Origin of the sequence: Pantoea sp. 1.19, assembly GCF_001922585.1 — a bacterium.
In the GTDB taxonomy this organism is placed as follows: domain Bacteria; phylum Pseudomonadota; class Gammaproteobacteria; order Enterobacterales; family Enterobacteriaceae; genus 1-19.
The window spans coordinates 286,521-305,368 of the sequence record NZ_MRBS01000004.1; the positions used below are offsets into that span (position 1 = coordinate 286,521).

General features: G+C 56.5%; 18 protein-coding genes and 1 pseudogene. 7 read left to right on the top strand and 12 right to left on the bottom strand.

Annotated features, from left to right (window positions below; all coding sequences use genetic code 11):
- Positions 1-212: 212 nt before the first annotated feature.
- Together deoR and BS626_RS10475 are read left to right on the top strand one after the other, a co-directional pair.
- A complete protein-coding gene (gene deoR, locus BS626_RS10470) occupies positions 213-983 on the top strand; it encodes a DNA-binding transcriptional repressor DeoR (RefSeq protein ID WP_075182398.1) in 771 nt (256 codons plus the stop codon).
- A gap of 21 nt (positions 984-1,004) precedes the next feature.
- Positions 1,005-1,550, top strand: a complete 546-nt coding sequence (locus tag BS626_RS10475; protein ID WP_075182335.1) for an N-acetyltransferase — start codon at positions 1,005-1,007, stop codon at positions 1,548-1,550.
- Here the strand turns inward: BS626_RS10475 and BS626_RS10480 are convergent.
- The 8 genes from BS626_RS10480 to BS626_RS10515 all read right to left on the bottom strand — a co-directional run bounded on the left by BS626_RS10480 (position 1,547) and on the right by BS626_RS10515 (position 9,225).
- On the bottom strand, positions 1,547-2,638 hold the full coding sequence (locus BS626_RS10480; protein WP_139308812.1) for a hypothetical protein: 1,092 nt from the start codon (positions 2,636-2,638) through the stop codon (positions 1,547-1,549). The genes BS626_RS10475 and BS626_RS10480 overlap by 4 nt on opposite strands.
- A 109-nt stretch (positions 2,639-2,747) precedes the next feature.
- The gene (locus BS626_RS10485; protein ID WP_075182337.1) at positions 2,748-3,293 is read right to left on the bottom strand and encodes a fimbrial protein; all 546 of its coding nucleotides are present in this window, start codon (positions 3,291-3,293) and stop codon (positions 2,748-2,750) included.
- A 54-nt stretch (positions 3,294-3,347) separates the two neighbouring features.
- Positions 3,348-3,863, bottom strand: coding sequence for a fimbrial protein (locus BS626_RS10490; RefSeq protein WP_170870454.1), 516 nt, complete (start codon positions 3,861-3,863; stop codon positions 3,348-3,350).
- Positions 3,864-3,886: 23 nt separating this feature from the next.
- Entirely contained in the window at positions 3,887-4,426 is a 540-nt protein-coding gene (locus BS626_RS10495; RefSeq protein WP_170870455.1) for a fimbrial protein, read from the bottom strand.
- A 34-nt stretch (positions 4,427-4,460) separates the two neighbouring features.
- Positions 4,461-5,195, bottom strand: coding sequence for a molecular chaperone (locus BS626_RS10500; RefSeq protein ID WP_075182340.1), 735 nt, complete (start codon positions 5,193-5,195; stop codon positions 4,461-4,463).
- Positions 5,196-5,259: 64 nt separating this feature from the next.
- A complete protein-coding gene (locus BS626_RS10505; RefSeq protein ID WP_075182341.1) occupies positions 5,260-7,740 on the bottom strand; it encodes a fimbria/pilus outer membrane usher protein in 2,481 nt (826 codons plus the stop codon).
- A gap of 281 nt (positions 7,741-8,021) precedes the next feature.
- Positions 8,022-8,564 carry a fimbrial protein gene (locus tag BS626_RS10510; RefSeq protein ID WP_075182342.1) on the bottom strand — a complete coding sequence of 181 codons (543 nt, stop codon included), beginning with the start codon at positions 8,562-8,564 and terminating at the stop codon, positions 8,022-8,024.
- Positions 8,565-8,733: 169 nt separating this feature from the next.
- Positions 8,734-9,225, bottom strand: coding sequence for a helix-turn-helix transcriptional regulator (locus BS626_RS10515; RefSeq protein WP_075182343.1), 492 nt, complete (start codon positions 9,223-9,225; stop codon positions 8,734-8,736).
- 848 nt (positions 9,226-10,073) lie between these two features.
- On the opposite strand from BS626_RS10515, the gene BS626_RS10520 reads away from it, so the two are divergent.
- The 3 genes from BS626_RS10520 (at position 10,074) to BS626_RS10530 (ending at position 12,119) form a co-directional block, all read left to right on the top strand.
- Positions 10,074-10,871: a winged helix-turn-helix domain-containing protein gene (locus BS626_RS10520; protein ID WP_075182344.1), complete on the top strand. Its 798-nt coding sequence runs from the start codon at positions 10,074-10,076 to the stop codon at positions 10,869-10,871.
- Positions 10,855-11,340 carry a FidL-like protein gene (locus BS626_RS10525; RefSeq protein ID WP_075182345.1) on the top strand — a complete coding sequence of 162 codons (486 nt, stop codon included), beginning with the start codon at positions 10,855-10,857 and terminating at the stop codon, positions 11,338-11,340. Before BS626_RS10520 ends, BS626_RS10525 begins: the two co-directional genes overlap by 17 nt.
- Positions 11,341-11,837: 497 nt before the next feature.
- On the top strand, positions 11,838-12,119 hold the full coding sequence (locus BS626_RS10530; RefSeq protein WP_139308814.1) for a hypothetical protein: 282 nt from the start codon (positions 11,838-11,840) through the stop codon (positions 12,117-12,119).
- A 9-nt stretch (positions 12,120-12,128) separates the two neighbouring features.
- Here BS626_RS10530 and BS626_RS10535 read toward each other — a convergent pair whose 3' ends face one another.
- From BS626_RS10535 to BS626_RS10550, 4 genes are all read right to left on the bottom strand, one after another.
- The gene (locus BS626_RS10535) at positions 12,129-13,145 is read right to left on the bottom strand and encodes a fimbrial protein (RefSeq protein WP_075182347.1); all 1,017 of its coding nucleotides are present in this window, start codon (positions 13,143-13,145) and stop codon (positions 12,129-12,131) included.
- A complete protein-coding gene (locus BS626_RS10540; RefSeq protein ID WP_075182348.1) occupies positions 13,142-15,712 on the bottom strand; it encodes a fimbria/pilus outer membrane usher protein in 2,571 nt (856 codons plus the stop codon). The genes BS626_RS10535 and BS626_RS10540 overlap by 4 nt, the downstream gene beginning before the upstream one ends.
- 14 nt (positions 15,713-15,726) lie before the next feature.
- Entirely contained in the window at positions 15,727-16,410 is a 684-nt protein-coding gene (locus tag BS626_RS10545) for a molecular chaperone (RefSeq protein ID WP_075182349.1), read from the bottom strand.
- Between the two features lie 61 nt (positions 16,411-16,471).
- A complete protein-coding gene (locus BS626_RS10550; protein ID WP_075182350.1) occupies positions 16,472-16,993 on the bottom strand; it encodes a fimbrial protein in 522 nt (173 codons plus the stop codon).
- Between the two features lie 339 nt (positions 16,994-17,332).
- On the opposite strand from BS626_RS10550, the gene BS626_RS10555 reads away from it, so the two are divergent.
- Together BS626_RS10555 and BS626_RS10560 are read left to right on the top strand one after the other, a co-directional pair.
- Positions 17,333-17,857 (top strand): hypothetical protein, encoded by a 525-nt coding sequence (locus BS626_RS10555; protein WP_075182351.1) that lies wholly within the window; start codon positions 17,333-17,335, stop codon positions 17,855-17,857.
- A gap of 450 nt (positions 17,858-18,307) precedes the next feature.
- A pseudogene (locus BS626_RS10560) lies at positions 18,308-18,613 on the top strand (zinc-binding dehydrogenase); the annotation flags it as partial.
- Between the last annotated feature and the right edge of the window lie 235 nt (positions 18,614-18,848).

Below are 18,848 nucleotides of genomic sequence, written 5' to 3' on the forward strand. Positions count from 1 at the left end.
CATGCACTCTCCTCGGCTTGATTCTGCTTATACATTCACGGATGCTTTTCATGCTAACCAGGCTCCCGGTGAGATGCCACGTCGGCAGAGAAATATACTGCGACAGGCCGTCACGCCCACGCCGGGTTTGCCGGGCTAAGCCGTTAAAGGGTATAGTCAATTTCCCCGGGGCCGCCTCCCCTTTTTCGCACAGTGAACCGAACAATATGAGCATGGAAACCCGGCGTGATGATCGCATTCACCGGCTGGCGCTGGCGCTAAAGCGCACTGACAAGCTGCATTTGAAAGAGGCGGCCCGGCTGCTCGGGGTGTCTGAAATGACCATTCGCCGCGACCTGAGCGACACGCCGGCCGCCGTGGTCCTGCTGGGCGGCTATATCGTCAGCGATCCTAAAACCCATCCGGGGCACTACTTTGTCAGCGATCAGCATGGCCACAATGCGTTAAAGAAACAGCGGCTGGCGCAGGCCGCCGCCGGGCTGATTCAGGCCAACGACACGGTGTTTTTTGATTGTGGCTCTACCCTGCCCTATCTGATCGACGCGCTGCCGGATGCGCTGCCGTTCACCGCCATCTGCTGCGCGATGAACACCTTTTTGGCGCTGAAAGAGAAACCAGCCTGTCGGGTCATCCTCAGCGGCGGCGAGTTTCATCCGGACAACGCGCTGTTTACCCCGCTGGCGGGTCACGCCATTCTCGACGATCTCTGCCCGACGCTGGCGCTGATCTCCGCCGCCGGAGTCGATCACCGGCAGGGCGCCACCTGTTATAACACCAATGAACTGGCGATGAAGCATCACGCCATGCAGCGCGCCCGCCAGCGGGTATTGGTGACCGACAGCAGTAAGTACGGCAACGTGCTGCCCGCGCGCATTGCCGGGCTAACGCAGTTTGATCTGCTGCTCAGCGATGCCCCTCCCGACGGCGAGCTGGGGGACTGGCTGGCTGCTCAGTCCATTCCGCTGCGCCTGCCGCCGGGATAATTTCCGACACAGGAGTCAACGATGCAGTTACAGCAAGTGAATGACCTGGATGACTACCCTCTGGCGCTGATCGCGCTGTTAACCGACAGCGTGGAGGGCGGCGCTTCGGTAGGCTTTGTCCCCCCGCTGGCGCGGGACGAGATTGCCCACTACTGGCGCGGCGTCGCGGCGGATCTGCGCGCCGGCGGCCGCGCGCTGCTGCTGGCGCAGGTGGAGGATGAGCTGGCCGGCGCGGTACAGCTGGCCTGGTGTGGCAAAGCCAACGGCCGCCACCGCGCCGAGGTGGAAAAACTGCTGGTACACCGCGCCTTTCGCCGCCGCGGCGTCGGCGAGCGGCTGATGAGGGCGGCAGAACAGCTGGCGCGTCAGCATCAGCGCAGCCTGCTGGTATTGGACACCCGCACCGGCGATACCGCCTCACGGCTCTATCGCCGGCTCGGCTGGCAGGAGGCGGGCTGCATCCCCGACTACGTCAGTAACGCGGCCGGTGAGATGGAGAGCACCACGCTGTTCTATAAGCGGCTGGCGCCCGCTGACGCGAACGGCCGGGGCCCGCGGCGCGGCTAGTTGTAGCGGATCACCGCCACCGCCGAGCCGGATAATACGCCCGCCTGGATCGTACCGGTGCTGGCCAGTACCGAGCGAATTTGAATCGTCGTGGTGCCGTTAATCAGCGGGAAAGAGGGGATGCTGCGATACCAGTTGGTCCCGTTGACCGAGGCGCTGAGATTACTCACCACCCCCTGCGCCAGCTGTACACTGGCCCCCGACGCCGAGGTGTTATTGTCGCCGGTGATTTCGATGCTGCCGGTGGAGGCGCTATTGCATCTGATGGCAATCGAACTGCTGGCGAGGGCGCCATCTACCGTACTGGGCCGCAGCACGCGATGGTTAAGCATAACGGACGTGGGCATCACGCAGTTAATCGTCGGGTTAACCGGCTGGCCGCCGCTGCTGCGGATTTGCACCGGAATGGTGATTGAGGAGGTCAGTGGAACACTGCGCCCCGCTGTCGTCCACCAGTAATTATAGCCATTATCCGTAGGCCACCAGGTGGTGGTTGCACCGATGGGTATAGTGACGTTCGTAGTATAATTACCGTCAGCGACCCCGCGCAGATTCGATACGGTAACCAGGAAATTGGCCTGACGGATAACCCCATCATCCTCTTTACTCCCGCCGATGGCGACTGTGGGCGACACAAAAATAGACGACATGTTAATAAAGCCGTCGACGCGTTCGTCATAAATCACGTAACTGGAGCCTTTCGCTCCTCCCGTGGTGCCCGGACTCAGGGTCACCGTTGCGGTTCCCGAGCCAATCGGCAGGTTGTTATTCACCTGCTGCGCGGCGACCACCAGCCCGCTCGAGCAGTTTTCAATGTTCATCACCTGCTGTGCGGCCGCATCCGTCCGCTGCGCGACCGGCGCCCAGTCGGATAAATTGGACGAGGAGTACCACTCTTTTCTGCCCTGATCGGCGACGATATTCATCGAAACATAATATCGCCCCCCTTCCAGCCACTGGGTAGTCACATTACTGATGGTAATGCCGCCCAGGCTGGTGGCTTTATAATAGAGGCCATCGGCTTTCATGCCATTGATACAACTCTCGGCCGCCTGCGCCCGGTGCATCCCGCACGGTATCGACAACATTAACGCCATCCCCAGCCCGATCCCTCGGATCCTTTTTTGCACGCGTGTCTGCATCATTATTCCTTCGTCAAACCCGTCTTTGCGCCGCCGTCAGCGCCGCGCCGGGCGTTTACAGATAGGTGATCGCCATACTGGCTGAGGCGCTAAATGCTCCACCCGACAGCGACGCTGTGCCCAGTTTGTAGAGGGCGGCGGTAAAGGTAAAAAGTGCACTGGTGTCGTTGGTATTGACTAAGCCGTTAGTTACCAAATAGCCAGTGTATGATCCGTTAAATGACAGACCGTTACCCAGCGTCAGTTTGGTGCTTACCCCCTGGCCCTGATACAGCGCGATGCCAAGGTTAGTCATGGATGTCGCCAGTACATTGCTATCCGCGCCGCTCAGCGCGGACCCTATGACTTTGAGAAACGGGTATCCCGCCCGATTCTGACAACTGACCGGAACGGTTATTACTTTTTGATACTGACTGGCCGTCAGGTTAGTCAGCGGAATATCGCCAAAGTCTATCTGGATAGTTTGTCCATTGTTTACAACGCAGGTCGGCAGCAAAACCATTCCGGTAATCACAATCTTGACCGAATCCGCCCGCACGTATGGCGCGTTGCCTACCGCGATCAATGCCAGCAGCAGTGCGGACCATTTGTTTACCTTCACTCCAATTCTCCCCTCAGTGGCGTCAGCAGCAGCGGCGGCCGAACGCGGGTAGCGTTATTGATATTGCACCTGCAGCGTCGCACTGGCGGTGAAGGGGCCGGCGGTCAGCTTGCTGCTGTCGCCCACCGTTCCCACGCCGGCGTTCAGCGTAAGGGTGCCGACATTACCATTCAGGGTGACGGAATCCGTCACCAGGGTCGGCGTGCCAATGGGCAATATCTTCGTGCTGTCCTTCTGGCGCAAAAATACCACCAGTCCCTCACTGAATTTGCTGGTCTGCAAAATCCCCTGCGCGGCGTTATAAACGCTGGACGCCGTGACCGTTAGCATCGGCTTGCCGCTCACGTAGGGGCAGACAATCGGGATTACTGATGACTGCATCGCGTAAGGGGTATTGCTGGTCACCAGCGTTTGAATCTCAATATCGCCAAAATCCACCGTCACCTGGGCGTTATTGTTCACGGTGCACACCGGGACGACCAGGTTACCTTTAAACTGCATCAGGGTATCCGCCGCTGCGCTCGCCACCAGTGCGGCGCAAAGCAGGAGGCCGCAGACAGAGCGTTTCACACTGAGTATTTCCATTGTCTGCATCACTGGTAACTGAGTTGATAGGTTGCAATAGCGCTGTAATCACCGGGCTGAACGCTGCCGTTGCTCAGGGCTTCTGGCGTAGCCTGGACCCGGGCGCTGTAGCGCAGGGTCACCGCGTCGCCGGCAATGGCGTCGCCGCCAACGTCCGACGCCCCGAGCCTGACCGGCTGGCGACCATCCGCGGTGAACAGCTGAATAGCCAGTTTGCCGCTGTTATTGCCAGAGACCTTCAGCGCCCCCGGCAGCGCCCCCTCCTCCTCGCCGGTGAAAATCACCTTGATCAGTTTGCCAACCTCCTCTGGCTGACAGTGATTAAGTTGGATCGCAAACGCCTTGGCGGCGCTGTGTCCCGGCGCAAAGCGAAACTGCTGCACCGGTGCGTCCAGAAACGTCACCTCCAGCGCCGCCGAGGCCGCATCCGGCTGGCAGCTGCTGTCGCGTAAATTGCCACTGAATTGCAGCTCAGCCATGGCCGGCGCGGCCAGCAGCAGCCCGACCAGCATCGACAAGCTTGACGCACAGCTCGGCATCACTTTCATTTTTTTGCCTCCCCCGAAGCGCAGCCACAGCGCATTACGATTGGGTCTGGCTGGCGGTACAGTGGCTCCCCGCGCAATCAAAGGCCAGCGTCGGACGTCCGCCGTAATCATCAATGAAAGTCAGCCACGGCGTCGCGCTGGCCGCAGCCTTCACGCTTTGGGACGATTTCGGCGCCAGCATCACCGCGTTAAACTTCCCCTCTTCAGCGGCTTTTTTGCTGCTGCCCAGGCCGATAATGGTGACGTAGTAAGGGGTCGGATTAGTGATACGGTATCCGCTGCTTTCCCGCTCCAGCGTCAGCTGATTTTGCCATTCGGCATTGGGTTTCGGTTTAATCGCTGCCGGACGATAAAACAGCTTAATCTGCGTCTGTAGCGCAATCTGCAGCACGTTCGGCTTGTCACTGCGCGGTGGAATTTCGCGCAGGTTAAAATAAAACAGGCTCTCCCGATCCTGCGGCAGCTGGCTGGTGGCGGAGGTGGCCATCAGCCTGACCTGGCTTTTCGCCCCCGGCTCCATGCGCTGCACCGGCGGCGTGACGACAATCGGGCCCGTGGTCAGCTTCTCTCCCTGAGCATCGTTCAGCCACGCCTGCGCTAAATAGGGCAACTGGGTGTTTTCATTAGTGATGTTCACCGACAGCGATTTTTCCCCACCGTCAAAAATAATCCGCGTGCGATCCAGTGAGATCGCGCCGTACGCGGTAGAGGCCGTGGCGCAGCAGGCCAGAATCACTCCTGCCGCGATAATGTTTTTACTTTTCACCATGATGCTTTCCTTCTGCTCATAATACGGTTCATCATCCTGCCGGTGGCGCCGGCCGCCGACACGTTCAGCGGCAGGGCAGCAGCAGCTGCTGCTCCGGCTGCAGCGCTGCCGGTATGGTCACTCTGCAGCGCTCCTGTCCTTCCCAGCGCACGCCCAGCGTCTCACCCGGCGTGACGCCGCTCAGCCAGGCTAAACCTTCGTCACTGACCATGCCTAATTCGTGCCCTTTGGCGTTGACCACGCTGGCACCGAACGGGGGATGGCCGTTATCTGCCGTGCGCAGCACGACAAACAGTCGCACGCCCTGCAGAACGGCAAATTGCCGATAGCCAATCGCGCCCTCGGTCAGCGAGGTTTCCACCACTGACTGCGTGGCTTCCATATCATCCGGTAGCTTATTCACGTCCACCGATACCGTATTGCGGTAGTAGCTGTTGATATCGGTCACCACCGCGATGCCAAACCGGTTGGTACGCACGCGTCCGCCGGCCACCGGCACATCGCCGATGCCGTCGGTGGACACCAGCAGGCGGGTCCCGCCGTTGATGCCGCCGGCGTGCAGCGCAGCGCCCTTCGCGGTGAGCGTCGCGCCGCCGGAGGCACTCAGGCTGGCCGCGCTGTACTGGTTATTCACCGTGGTAAAGGAGGCGGACAAATCCGCCAGCGGGCTGTGTCGGCTGTAGTAGCCATTCAGCTGCGCCGCACTTTCTCCGCCGCGGGAGATCCCGGCGTTAAGGTTGTAGTTATCCAGCCCGCCATTACGCGAGCTGCTGTAGCCAACGGTTTGCGTGCTGCGCTTATCATTCAGGCTGCCACTGTAGCTGGCGAGGCCGTCGCCCAGCGGCAGCGACAGGCGCAGGTAAAAGGCGTTGTTATCCCGACCCTGATATTTTGTCCGCGACGCGGTCAGCCCCAGCGACATATTCTTGATTCCCAGCCAGTCAAAATAGCGGTTGATCGACGCGGTGTAGTAGTTCGAGGCGCCGATATCCCAGTAGGTTTGATGGCTGTACTGGAGGTTGACTGACGTATGCAGGTCAGTGAAATACTTACTGACCGACAGGGTATACAGCTCTTTATCATGGCCGTTGATATCATCGTGGTAGCGCGTGTCCAGATACTGCTGCATGGTCAGATAGTCCCTTTCCGAAAAGCGATAGCCGGTAAAAGTGATATCCGTATTGATCTGATCAAAATTTTTGGCGTAGCTGAACCGCCAGGACTTCCCCTTTTTTCCCGGCTGGCCATCAAAGCGGGCCACCGACTGGGTGAGATCCGTCGACAGAGTACCCCACGCCAGCAGATCGCGGCCCAGCCCCATCGCGACCGCCTGATAAGGTTCGGTAACAATGCTGCCGCCATACAGTGACCAGGCATTATTCACCCCCCACGACAGTTCGCTGGCAACAAACGCCGGCCCCTCCAGGCGGTGGCCATACTCCCGCGGTCGGCCGCCGATCACTTTGTAACGCACCTGTCCCGGACGAGTCAGATAAGGCACATAGGACGTATCAACCGAAAACGTCTTTTTCTGACCGTTGCTTTCAATGATCTCCACGTCCAGCCGTCCGCGGATCGAGCTGTCGAGATCCTGGATGGTGAACGGACCGGCCGGCACCGTCGAGTCGTACAGCACGCGATCCTGCTGCCTGACCACAACCCGGGCGTTGGTATCCGCAATGCCGGTAATCTGCGGCGCATAGCCGCGCAGCTTTGGCGGCAGCATGCGATCGTCGCTCTCCAGGCTGGCGCCGCTGTAGGCCCAGGTACTGAACAGATCGGAATTGAGGTAATTCTCGCCCACCATCAGCCGGGACTGCAGGCGAGGCAGCGCGCGATACAGGTACAGGCGGTTCCAGTTAAACTGATGGCTGCTACCAGCCTGACTGCCCGAGGTGCGCGTCATATTTCCCTGATAATCGGCGCGAAACCGCCACGGACCGAGGTTCGCCCCGGTGGTACCGTTATAACTCAGCGACTGCGAGGCCCTTCCCGACTGCGGACGCGTCAGGTTGCCGTTCAGGTTATAGTCCAGCAGCAGACCGGGAATGCCGTTCTCCCAGCGCGAAGGCGGTAGCCAGGTGGCATCGGAGTACTCCAGAAACGCCTGCGGCAAATTAATATTCAGCGTGGCGTTCGCCAGATTGGCATTCACCGTGGTCCCCGGCAGCGCAGAAAAATCGGCGCAGCGATCCTGATGCCACCAGCGCACCCGTTCGCGCGCCGCGGCGGTCAGCCCCATCAGATCAACGACGGCCGGCGCCACGCAGGCCTGCGGCAGCGCTGGACTGTGCGATTTATCCACCTCGAGAAAGGCAATGCTCTGCTCACCGACGGCAACATTCTGGCCGTTAACCACGATTTGCAGCTGATAGCGCCCCGGCATGATGTATCCCGCCTGGGAAAAACGTGAGAAGTCGATATTTTTACGATCGCCGGCATCCAGCACATCGGTATTAAATTCCACGGCATAGCCGTTTTCGCACCAGAAAAATAAGCCGATCAGTGTGCCCACGACCCTGATAATAAATTTATTCTTTTCCATTATATTGACCGTCAAAATAAATTTAATACCATCATCATCCGGTCGTGCCCGCTGATCTGCCTTACCCTGACCGTGCGAAAGACTCGCCAGGCTTCGCGCTGACGGTCCCTACGCCGGGTACCCTCTGCTGCCGGCTGCGGCCGGTTGGCCGGCGCGCGGTTACCGCCGGGCAGGACGTACCGCGTCAACGCTGAACAGGAAACCGGCGGAGCGCATCGCGCCCGCCGCTTCCTGCGGTCATCAGGCGGGAACGGCGCTCACGCCCCGCTCCCGATGGCGGCTTACTGGTAGTTCAGGCTAAAGTTGGCTACCGCTGTGAAGTCGCCGGCGGCAACGGTTTTACCGGTCGCCTGCTTCACCCAGGTCATGTACTGCAGGGTATTGCTGCCATCAGACAGCGGAACGTAGCTGGTCGGCGTGCCGAATTTGATATCATTACCGCCCTGGTTAATGATAACCGCGGTGTTGGTCGGACCGGAGGTGGCCAGCTCGTTTTCCACCGGCTGGGCCGCGCCCTGGCCGTCATCACCCGAAATGGTATTGCCGGTAAAGGTCACGCTGACGCCTTTGGTCAGGGTGCTGGCATCGCACTTGGTCAGCTTGATCTCCAGGGTCTTGGAATCAGATGGGTTACCCGCGGCCAGCGTGGACTTTGAGATTTGACCAAAATCAATCGACTGATCCGCTGAATCTGCTGCGATGCCGCAGGGCGTATCGACAACCGTCCCCTTAAAATTGACTACGCCCTGACCCTGGTCGGCCGCGCTGGCGCCAAACGCCGCCAGTAATACAGCCATCGCGCTCACTTTAACTACAGTAGACATGGTATATTCCTTTATTTGTTCTCTGATTTAACTACTCTCAGTCCGTTGCCTGTCGCAATAAAGACTGGGGAGACCCCGCTGTTAAAACGGGGTCACGCCAGTTGAGTCCAATAACTCACTGCGCAGTCTTTTCGTGATAAAAATCGATATACCGCCAGCACTCTGACGCTCAGGCAATGAAAAAACGCTGTAAAGCCCGCATATTTCTGCACTGCAACTTGATCATCAAACTTTTTCTGTGGGTATAAAAAGTTTTATTATTGATTCCCAACGCGCTGGCCATCTCCTTACTTTTCTTGCCACACGTCATCAGGCTCAACACTTCTTTCTCTCGCGGCGTTAACTTCCGCCGGGTTTTGTACATGCTCTGTGCTCGTTTAAACATAAAAAAGTCGAGCAGATCCTGCAGCGTGCTGTTTTTATCCAGTACCGTCATGCTGCCAAACATTTCCGCTTTATAATAAGCGGCATCGCTTGAGGCGAAGGCAACAATTTCTTTGCCAGACAGTGTCAGGAACGAGGGTGAAATATGATGAACGGCACTGGTGCTATCCAAATCCACGATAATAAAATGTGCATCAATAAGCTCTCTACCCAGCAGCGCGCAGAGTCCCAGGACGAAAAAATGATCGTCCGAATAAAATGATTCAGATATATTCATGATTACTGTCCGTGTTTACAAAATTGCACCGGGGTCGGATAAGTCCCTGCGTTCAACCCCAACTAAAAAACTGCGTGCTGGAGGTAAGTTAGCACTTCAGGTATTTGCAATACACCAATAGATCAATAAAGCTGATTCTCAATATTAAACACCTTATTAATTTCATGAAAAATAAATTTTGAACGATAAAACACCACCTGAGAGGCTTAACCCAGCATTTAACACCTATTTAAGTGATAGACTAACCGCGCGATATTGTAGTTATTTAATAGCTATTACCTTTTATTAGGATTTTTCTTAAGTCATTTTCTTTAAAAAATCTTTTTTTTAACATCGCCGATTTTCCCGCGCTCCTTTCCGTCGGGCAAAAAGAGGCATTTGCTGCGTATAGCGTAAGTGGAAATAGCCTATAACGCGACTTATCCATCATCCCTGACCGCCGCGATAAGATCACTCTTTCTTATCTTTTCCTCATCAGCGAGCTGAACACGACCATCCTGCAGATCCGGTGGCGGCCAATACCCCGACCGACAGAGGTCCCTGTGCGCTCTGCGTTATGCCGCGCATTGATCGCGATGGGTTGCCCCGTCGCCTGCCAGCCGTTGGCGTTTATCGCGCTGTGACTCACGCCTCCCGCTGTCTGTCGCTATAGTACCGACAGGTGAAAAATCAGCAATTTGTATCGCATTGTACTCAGAAAACAAAATATAATTCTAATTTATAAACAAATAATAAAAACACACAAGAATAAAAACCAGCGCAGCGCTTTTGTTGAGAACATTATTTTGGTACCGCTGAACCTTATCGTATAACATTGCGGGAGATAATCAGGGTGGCAGGGGCAGTCGATGATTTACACCATAAACGGCAGGGTAACATTTTGCAGCAGTGCGGGGACGCTGGCAGCGCTCGCTGTACCGGACGTCACGCTGGCTCTGACCTCTACCACCGCCCGCCTGCTGACTTTTTTGCTGGATCGCGCCGGCGCCGTGACCGGCCGCGAGGCCATTCTGAAAGAGGTGTGGGAAGCACACGGCCTGAGGGCGTCTAACCACAGTCTGAACAAATACGTTTCCGATCTGCGAAGCGCGCTGAAGCAGTTGGGTGAGGAGGAAGAGGTGATCGTGACCGTTCCCAGAGTGGGGTTCATGATTGCCGCGGAAGCCCGGATTGAAAAAATGCCTGATGCCGTGCCGGCGGCGGCGATCAACGCACTCACGCCAGTCCCGCTTCGCGATGCTCGCCGATTACGAAACCTGCGCGTCGCCGTGGCCGCAGCGGCGATCGTTATTGCACTGACGCTGACGTTTTTATTCCGTGATGCCGCATCCGATGTGAACAATCCGCCGGCAGAGGCGCTGCGAAGCTACCCGCTGGGTCAAATAGCGGGCTGCGCGGTGCATCAGCTGACGCCATTAAGCGCGGAGTCGGCTCCGCAGCGGCTGGCGATCGTCAATCGCATGCTGACGCAGGAGCATATCACCTGCCCGAAAGACGGCCTTATTTTCTTTGACACCAAAGAGCCTATCCGGCCGCATACGCCAGTCAGGGTATTTTTATCGGTCTGTCAGGTCCACGCCGGACGGATGAATCACTTTGATCAGTGCCAAAACTATTATGAGAGCTCTTATGAATTTATCCCGTAATGCGCTGCTGGGCTGGGGAGGGGGCGTAATTCTGCTGCTGCTGGTCGTCGGGCTGTTCAGCAAACTGACGTCCCGCCCGGTTCGATTTGATCATGATTGCTCCACAATGCTATCTCTGCGAGACCAGCGCGCGGGATTTTCGGCTACGCTCAATGTGTACGTGAATATGCAGAGTGAACGCAACGGCTATGTCGATTTAAATGGCGAGATCAATTATAAAGATAAAAAATATACGCTGGCCCGGGCGTGGAAATTCAATTACATCGAAGATAAAAAAGACACCTATCTGATTAAAAATTTTCGCGTAGTGAAACGAGCCAGTGATAACGCCGATGACAGCGTCGTCTCCGCCTTTATCTTTAATGTGGACTCAGAGATTGGCCGCTATATGAAGATTAAGCGGTTTAATAACGCCTATCTGATCAGTAACCTTTACTCCCCGCTGACGCTGTGCACATTTCATCCATAACACGCGCCGCACCGCCGTGGCCTGCCGGCGGGACGGCCCGCCATCGCGAACGCGCGCGTCGGCAACACAACACCCTGCGGGCTTAACCACGTGCGCCCTTCTCTGTCTGTTATGCCTGCCGTTCGCCCCGGCGCCGGGCGCCGCGACGGCCGCCTGATGCCATTTCACCGCGTCTGCCCGGCGCGCCAGCGATTGGCGTTCATCGCTCAGACGGGGCGACGCTCCCGGGCTGCGCGTCTTTTTGTCGTTCGACCTGAAGGCCACGCAGACGGCCTGTGGCCCTCTGCGCCCGCGGGGCACGGAGAGCGGCCTGGGGCGTCCGTTTCTGCGGCATCAGCTGTCTTTTACCGTCACCGGCGACGCAGGGGGGACACCGCGCCATCTGCCCCTGCTGTCTCCGGCAGGCGGATGCTTTCGCCGGGAGAGCAGAAATCCAATTAAAGTTTTCCGCCGCCGCGCCGCTAACTGATCTATCTCTTCTCAACGGCCATCCCGTCATGAACAGTTATCTTCGTCTTCTGGCAGCCAGCATGCTGGTAACCGGCAGCGCCACCGCCCAGGACGGCATGATTCACTTTGTCGGCGCCATCAGTGAACCGGCCTGCCGCGTCAGCCCGAGCGCGGCGCATATTGCCATAGACTGTATCCGCAATGGGATAAAAAAAACCGCCAGCGTGCCGCACAATCGCTCTGCAGCCGGGACCCCCTGGGATCTTGCCGAGGTCAGCTCGCAGCAGCAGACCGGCCAGCGGTACGAGATCCAGGTCGTCTACCGCTGACGACGCGGCCTACTGATAGGTGAGCGTAAAGGTGGCGCTGCTGTTCGCTACCCCGACGCCAACCTCACTCGCAGTTTGGTAGTAACGCGCCTGCAGCGGGATCGCGTAGCTGCCCTGCGTCGCGCTGGTGCCGGTAAAAAAAGGCGTGCCCAGCGTCAGTGGCGCATTATTATAGAGCAGCTGAATGCCGACGCCGCTGGCGCTGCCGGAAGAGCCGGTGAGGGTCAGTATGCCCTGTGCGGCATTTTGCGTACTGCCATCGATCTGTACGTTTACCCGGGTGCCGGGATTGCAGACCAGCGGGATTGAAAAACGCTTCGTGTTGTCGTCGCCGGGCCAGCTTCCCGGTCCGCCAAACGCGCGCTTTTCTACGGTGCCCATCGGCACGCTGATCGCCGTATTGCTCACCGTGCAGGCCAGCGTAGTGACATTGAAACCGCTGATCGTCACCCGCGACTCCGGTGAGAACCACGCGTTCTGATTGTTACGCAGAATAAATGCCGCCACGGTCTTGCCATTGACCGTGCCGGAACCGGTGACGGCGGCGGTTTTATAAAATGATATTACTGCCTGCATATTAATATACGGTTTATCGAATGAACCATTTGTTGAACAGGCAATTCGGTTATTCAAATTTCCATCGACATTATTGCTTCCGTCTACCCACTGTGTACTCTTGATGCAGTTTTCCACCATTCTTACTCCTACCGCATAACCGATGCCGGCAATATTCGTACTGTAAATACGTTGGCCGTTAATAGTAGTGATAAATGAACCGTAAGCTTTAATACCAGTCTGCTGGTAGGTCAACGTCGGAGCCGAATTCACGCAGCTAAAGGCCGGTACGCTGCCGGTCATGATTTGCGAGCCAATGACCGACCCCACCGGCAAATCCCGCTGCACGGTGATATTGGGCGGAGAGAGAGTGGTACTGGCCGTGGTGGTACTGCAGACAAACGCCGCCGCCGGGCAGATATCGCTCCCCAGCAGCAACGCACACACATAACCCCAGACGCTGCGCTTCATTTTTTGGCTCCTTTTTCATGACACCGGGTGGTGATCATCAGAACGTCGGCGTTCTTCGCCAGAATGCGGTAAGGCGCCTGACACTGGCCGCTGCGCCAGTCGACCTGCACCACCCCTTCGGCAGGCACGCCGCTGAGATAAACCCGCTGTTTTTCATCCACGATGCCTTCCACGCTCCGCGCATCCTGCCTCACCCGGGCGGTGGCGCCGAAGGGAATGGTGGCCCCCTGCAGGGTAAGCATCACTTTCGCCCCGCGGGCGGTGGGATAGTCCGCCAGCGCCAGCGCGCCCTGAGTAGGGATAACCGTTTTGGCATCCTGGAGAATGTCAATCTGGCTGTTCAGATTTTCCGTGTTCAGGCTGATGCGATTACGGCGATAGGGGGTGACGTACGGCAGGACGGCATAGCCGGCGCCGTCGGTATAGATGCCCGGATTGTTTTTCACGCGGATATCGTCGGCGCCCGGCGCCCTGACCAGCGCCAGGGTATCCCCCAGTGGCTGAGAAAACGTCACGCCGTAAGGATGCACCACGATCCCCCCCATCGCGCCGTAGTTCACCTGACGCGCATCCCGGGCGTAGTTATAACCGGCCTGATACTCACCGAAGCGGGCTTTATAGTTCACGGACGCCGTGCCCGTCCCCCCCTGACCGCGGTTAGTGTAGCCCTGCTGAAGGTTCCAGGTCAGACGGTTATCCGCCAGCGCATTGCCCGACAAGCCGACCGATGCTGCACGGTCGCCCCGCCGGCTGCTGCTGGCAGAGACGTTAAGCCAGCTTTGCGGCAGGAAGCGCTCCAGCGGGATCTGCACGGCCAGCGAGACTATCTGATCCCTCTCCGGGGTATAAGGGGTGGTGGAATAGGCGTAGCTGAGCGTATAGTTGATGCTGTTATAGCTGACGTTATAGCCCACATTCACGCTGCGCTCCTTACCGGCAATCCCCCAGTAGCGCTGCTCATAAGCCGAAAGATAGAGGCTGCCCAGGCCCTGCAGGGTCTGATTAATATTGATCTGCATTTTGCTGCGCTTGTTATGGCTGTAGCGCCAGGCGCGCTGCTCACGCTCTGCCGCGCCATCGTCTCCGTCGGCGCGGCGGCCGTTGCCCGGCGCCAACAGCGTTGCGTAATAGCCATTTGCCTCATCAAAGTCGTAATAGCCCGAGGTGGAATAGCGATAGCCGGCCAGCGTCAGGGTGGTGCCGCTCGCGGTGATATCTTTCGCGTACTGAAAACGAAATGAGCCGCCCCGCCGGCGCTCTTCGCGCAGGTCGGTGGCGGCAAAAGTGCCATCCAGCGAGACCGAACCGAACGTGCCCAACCCCTTGCCTGCTCCCAGGCTGGCGGCCTGATAATCGCCGGAGAGCAGCGTGCCGCCGTACAGCGTGCTGCTGCGGGGCAACCCGTAGATAGCGGTGGACTGAATAAAGTGCGGCTTGCGCGCCGCCTGTCCGGGAGTGCGGTATTGACCGGCGGTCAGCGCGTAGTTCAGGCGCCCCTCGCGCTGCATGATCGGCACGGAGGAGAACGGCTGCACAAACTGCCGGACCGTTCCGTCTGACTCGCGAATCGACACCTCAAGATCGCCGCTGGCGGAGGTGGGATAGAGATCGGTAATGGCAAACGGCCCCGGCGGCACGTAGGATTGCCAGATGGTGTTACCGTCCTGGCGGATGGTCACCTGCGCATTGCTTTGCGCAGTGCCGCGCACCACCGGGGCGAAGCCGCGCAGGCTCTCCGGCTGCATATTATCATCGGAGTAAAGCTGTACGCCGCGAAAGGCAAAGCTGTCAAACACCGCCGACGGGGTGTAGCTCTCTCCCACCACCAGCTGGCTCTTCAGCCGTTTGATATCCCGCTGTAAATAGGTGTTAATGCTGTTCCAGTGGCGATCATCGCCGCCGTCGGTGTAGGTCGAATAGTTCCGCAGGCGCCAGGCGCCAAGGTTCACTCCGCTGCGTAGATTCAAAAACGACTCCCGCTCGCGCCCGGAGCGGGAGTCGCTCCACGATTCCGATCCGGAATAACCGTAGTTAAGAAAGAGCATAGTCAGGCCGTCATCCCACGCCTGCGGATCGACGTATCCCTGCGCGGTCTGGCGGACAAACTCCTGCGGAATAGAGAGATCGACCCGCTGCTGCGAGAAGTCATAGTACACGCCGGCCTGCGGCAGCGCGCGGCCGGGCTGCCGCAGGATGTTATGCATCGCCATTGCCATAAACGCCGGCGTCGCGCTGGCCTTCACTCCCCACTCCACCAGATCGCGTTTGGTCAGGCGCGGCACCAGCCTGCCGTCCTGATGGTCAAAGCGGATGCTGCGCTCATCAACATAGTTGCCGTTGAGGTAGACCTCGCTTCGATAGATGCCGGGCGCCTGTCCGCCGCGCTGGCTGAACGTGGAGAGATCCACCGGCTGGCTGGCGTAGCCGTGGCGCTCGATAGAGGCCGGATCAAAATAATCCTCAGCCTGCGCCCGCAGACTCAACAGCGCCGACAACAGCCACAGGCAAAGCCAAACGGGACGGGCGCAACGCGGCGCAGCGGCTGCAATGTTCAGATACATGAGCATGATTCACTCTTACCTTATGGTGACATTTTGATGTCTTGTGGTGCTGTAATCCCGCCGAAATCATTGATTGCACGCCAGCTGACTCGCGCGCCGGGCGCCACGCCGTGCTGCAGCGGCAGCTCCTGCTGCGGCAGCACCATTCCAGGCTTATTCACTGCGGAACCGTTCACATGGATATCGTAGAAAGAGATGCTGTACGGGGTTGGATTAAAGGCATACAGCTGGCCGTGACGCTGGCGAAAAACAATTTTTTGGTACGCGCTGGCCGGATCGCCCGATAATCCAGCCGGACGATAGAACAGCTTCATTTTATTTTTTACGGTAATCAGCAGCTGATTTTGCGCATCACGGCGGGTAGACGGAATACTTTTAATATTCAGCCACAAGACCGACTCTTTATCCTGCGGCAGCGGTTTTCCCGTATACATAATACGGATCGAGTTTTGACTGTGCGGCTCCAGGCGAAACAGCGGCGGCGTGGCGATAAAGGTATCATCATTATCATCACTGTTGAGCTGCTGATTGACCCACGACTGAATCAGATAGGGCTTATCGTCCGGATTATTGATGCTGATGCTGGCCTGCTTCAGGTTGCCATCATACACCACGCGCGACCCGCCAATCTCGACGCCGGCAAAAACGGCCTGGGTGCAGCAGAGGAGAGCCGCTACGGCATAGCGGATTGTTTTAAATTCCATTTATGGATTCATCCTTCACAGAGTCCGGAAGCCACAGAGCCGCCGGGCGGCTCTGGATCCCTCAGTTATAGGCAATAGTGAATGACGCGGTCGCATTGGCCGAACCGGCGCCCACCGGCGTAGCGGTGGCATAATATTTAGCGACGAAGTTCAGAGTATTGATGCCGCTAGCCGACAGCGGGAAGGAGGCACTGTCGCTGCCGATCGGAATCAGGGTGCTGCTGTCCTGCTCATAAATAGCCACCCCGACGTTAGCGGCATCCTCACCGGAATTCAGCGCCAGTATACTGCTGTTAGCCGTATTTAAGCTGCCATCAAACCGCACCGCCGCCGACGTAACGGCCGCCGGGCAGTTGCTTAAATTAATGGTAAAGGGCTTGGCACCGGCGGTCGATCCGGCCGAAGAAAAGGCCGTCGACGCCACGGTGCCGAGAGCAACAGTTTGTGAAGAGGATGCCGTTTCCACTACGCAGGCAGTATCCGTAATGTTACCCGTGAATTGGATGGTACCATCAGCAGCATGCAACCCGAAAATAGCCCCACCAAATGAGATAACAGTAGCTAAACTCGCTATTTTTTTCATATTTAACTCCTTGTTTGCGAAATAAATCATATGTTCCGTCACGGCATAGATATTGTTTCAAACATAAATAAAAAAATTATTTGCCAACAGTAAAAACATTCCCTCCTTAACCATTATTAAATGTTACGCGTAGAAACAAATCACAACATCGCGTAAACGAGAAGTTATTTTGTACTACAAAATTTCCATAATCAAGTGTTATGATCGTATTTTCTGATGATAATTCTAGTTTTGATAGGTAAAGACTATCAAAAAATGATTTACCTCAAACTGCTAGCAGTCCGAGACATCAGAAATATCCTAAAAAGGAAGGTTGATTAACTTAAAGGAGGTCTGTGCATGATAAAGCTATTCCCATCAGAAGATTATTTCTTCCATTTTGGATTGAAAGATATCATCAACGACAAAATTAAAAACAAAAACATAATTAAAGACATTTACTTCTTAAAGCTGTCAGAGCCTACAATTAGGATGATAATTGAAAGTTCATGGTTGGAAAGACACTCCAGGCATACAATTATGATCTGTCCCAGCAACAGATTATTACCTTTGGCAAGATATTACTCTAGTGAATTCGAAAATATTTTTATCTTTGATCAAAGAAAAAGGGGGAATTTAGAAAGTCAGTTTTCAACGGAAGCATTAACAAAGAAATACAAATATTTCTTTTACGAGTATGAAAAAATTTCACGCCGCGAATTTGTATCAATCAAAAATATGATGCTTGGGCTGTCAGCATCCGAAGAGGCAAAAAAATATAACGTTTCAGTAAAAACTATTTATAGCTTAAGGACTAAGGCTGCCAATAAATTAGGACTTAGAAAACTTTGCGACGCATTTCACTGGCAAAGTGCGCATTTTTAAGGAAAAAACTACAAATGGGCAGTAATTGTCCATTTCAAAATAGCCAGATAGAAAAAAGGCAAGCACAACACGAAAATATCTCGGCAGAGAACGTTAAACCTTGCTAAAAGTGTGAGGTTTTACGACGCTGTCAATGGACCAAGGCTATATCGATATGAGTTCACCGCATGGCGACGCCAAAATGAGAGCTGCGTCCTTTATGCAAGGATTAAGGAGAGCTGTTGCCTGAAATGTGCGGATCTCTCGCCAGCAGACGTAAATGACATCATCTTGACTGTTCTTCATGAGGCTTTGGTATACTTCGTAAACATTGCAAACAATTGCTTTTGTTAGGTGGGTTTCAGCATCAAAGCTTTAGGCCGGGTCTCACGATTGACTTGTCGCAGCAAACGCCAGCCGTCTTGTTGATACAAGTTAAACACTGGCTGCAACGTCGCCTGCAACCTGGAGGCCATTGCGCCGCAGGGCAAACTGGGGATCATTGACGATCCGGCCACGCTGGACGCGGTGCCGCTCAAACACAAATCTATCTCGCGACACGGGGAGCTGATGTTTACCCGCTCGCTGTATCAGACCGACGATATGCAGCGTCAGCATGACATACTGACCCGCGTCGCCGGGCGGGTTGATAGCCAGGCGATCCGTACCACGCTGGGCGCCCATTTTGGTACCATTACCGCTGACAACCTGCGCCGGGCGCACGCGGTGCTGGAACAGGGTACGGCCAAAGGCAAGATAGTCCTGTCGGGCTTCTGATTTGCCGGCCGGGCTCTCTGCCGACGGCCTGCCGCGCTGCCCGCGGAGAGCCCCCCATCCAGCGCTATCCCGGATGCGGCCCCCTCCGGTGATGCCGCCGGTGACGATGCGGGTTGCGGCCGTACCGAAGTTGGACAGGCCGCGCCATGATGAGGGATCGCGCGAAGGCACCGCCTCCGTGCTGCAGCCGGTCTGAAAAGAGAGTGGGCGCACGCTACCGTACGATAGCCCAGGG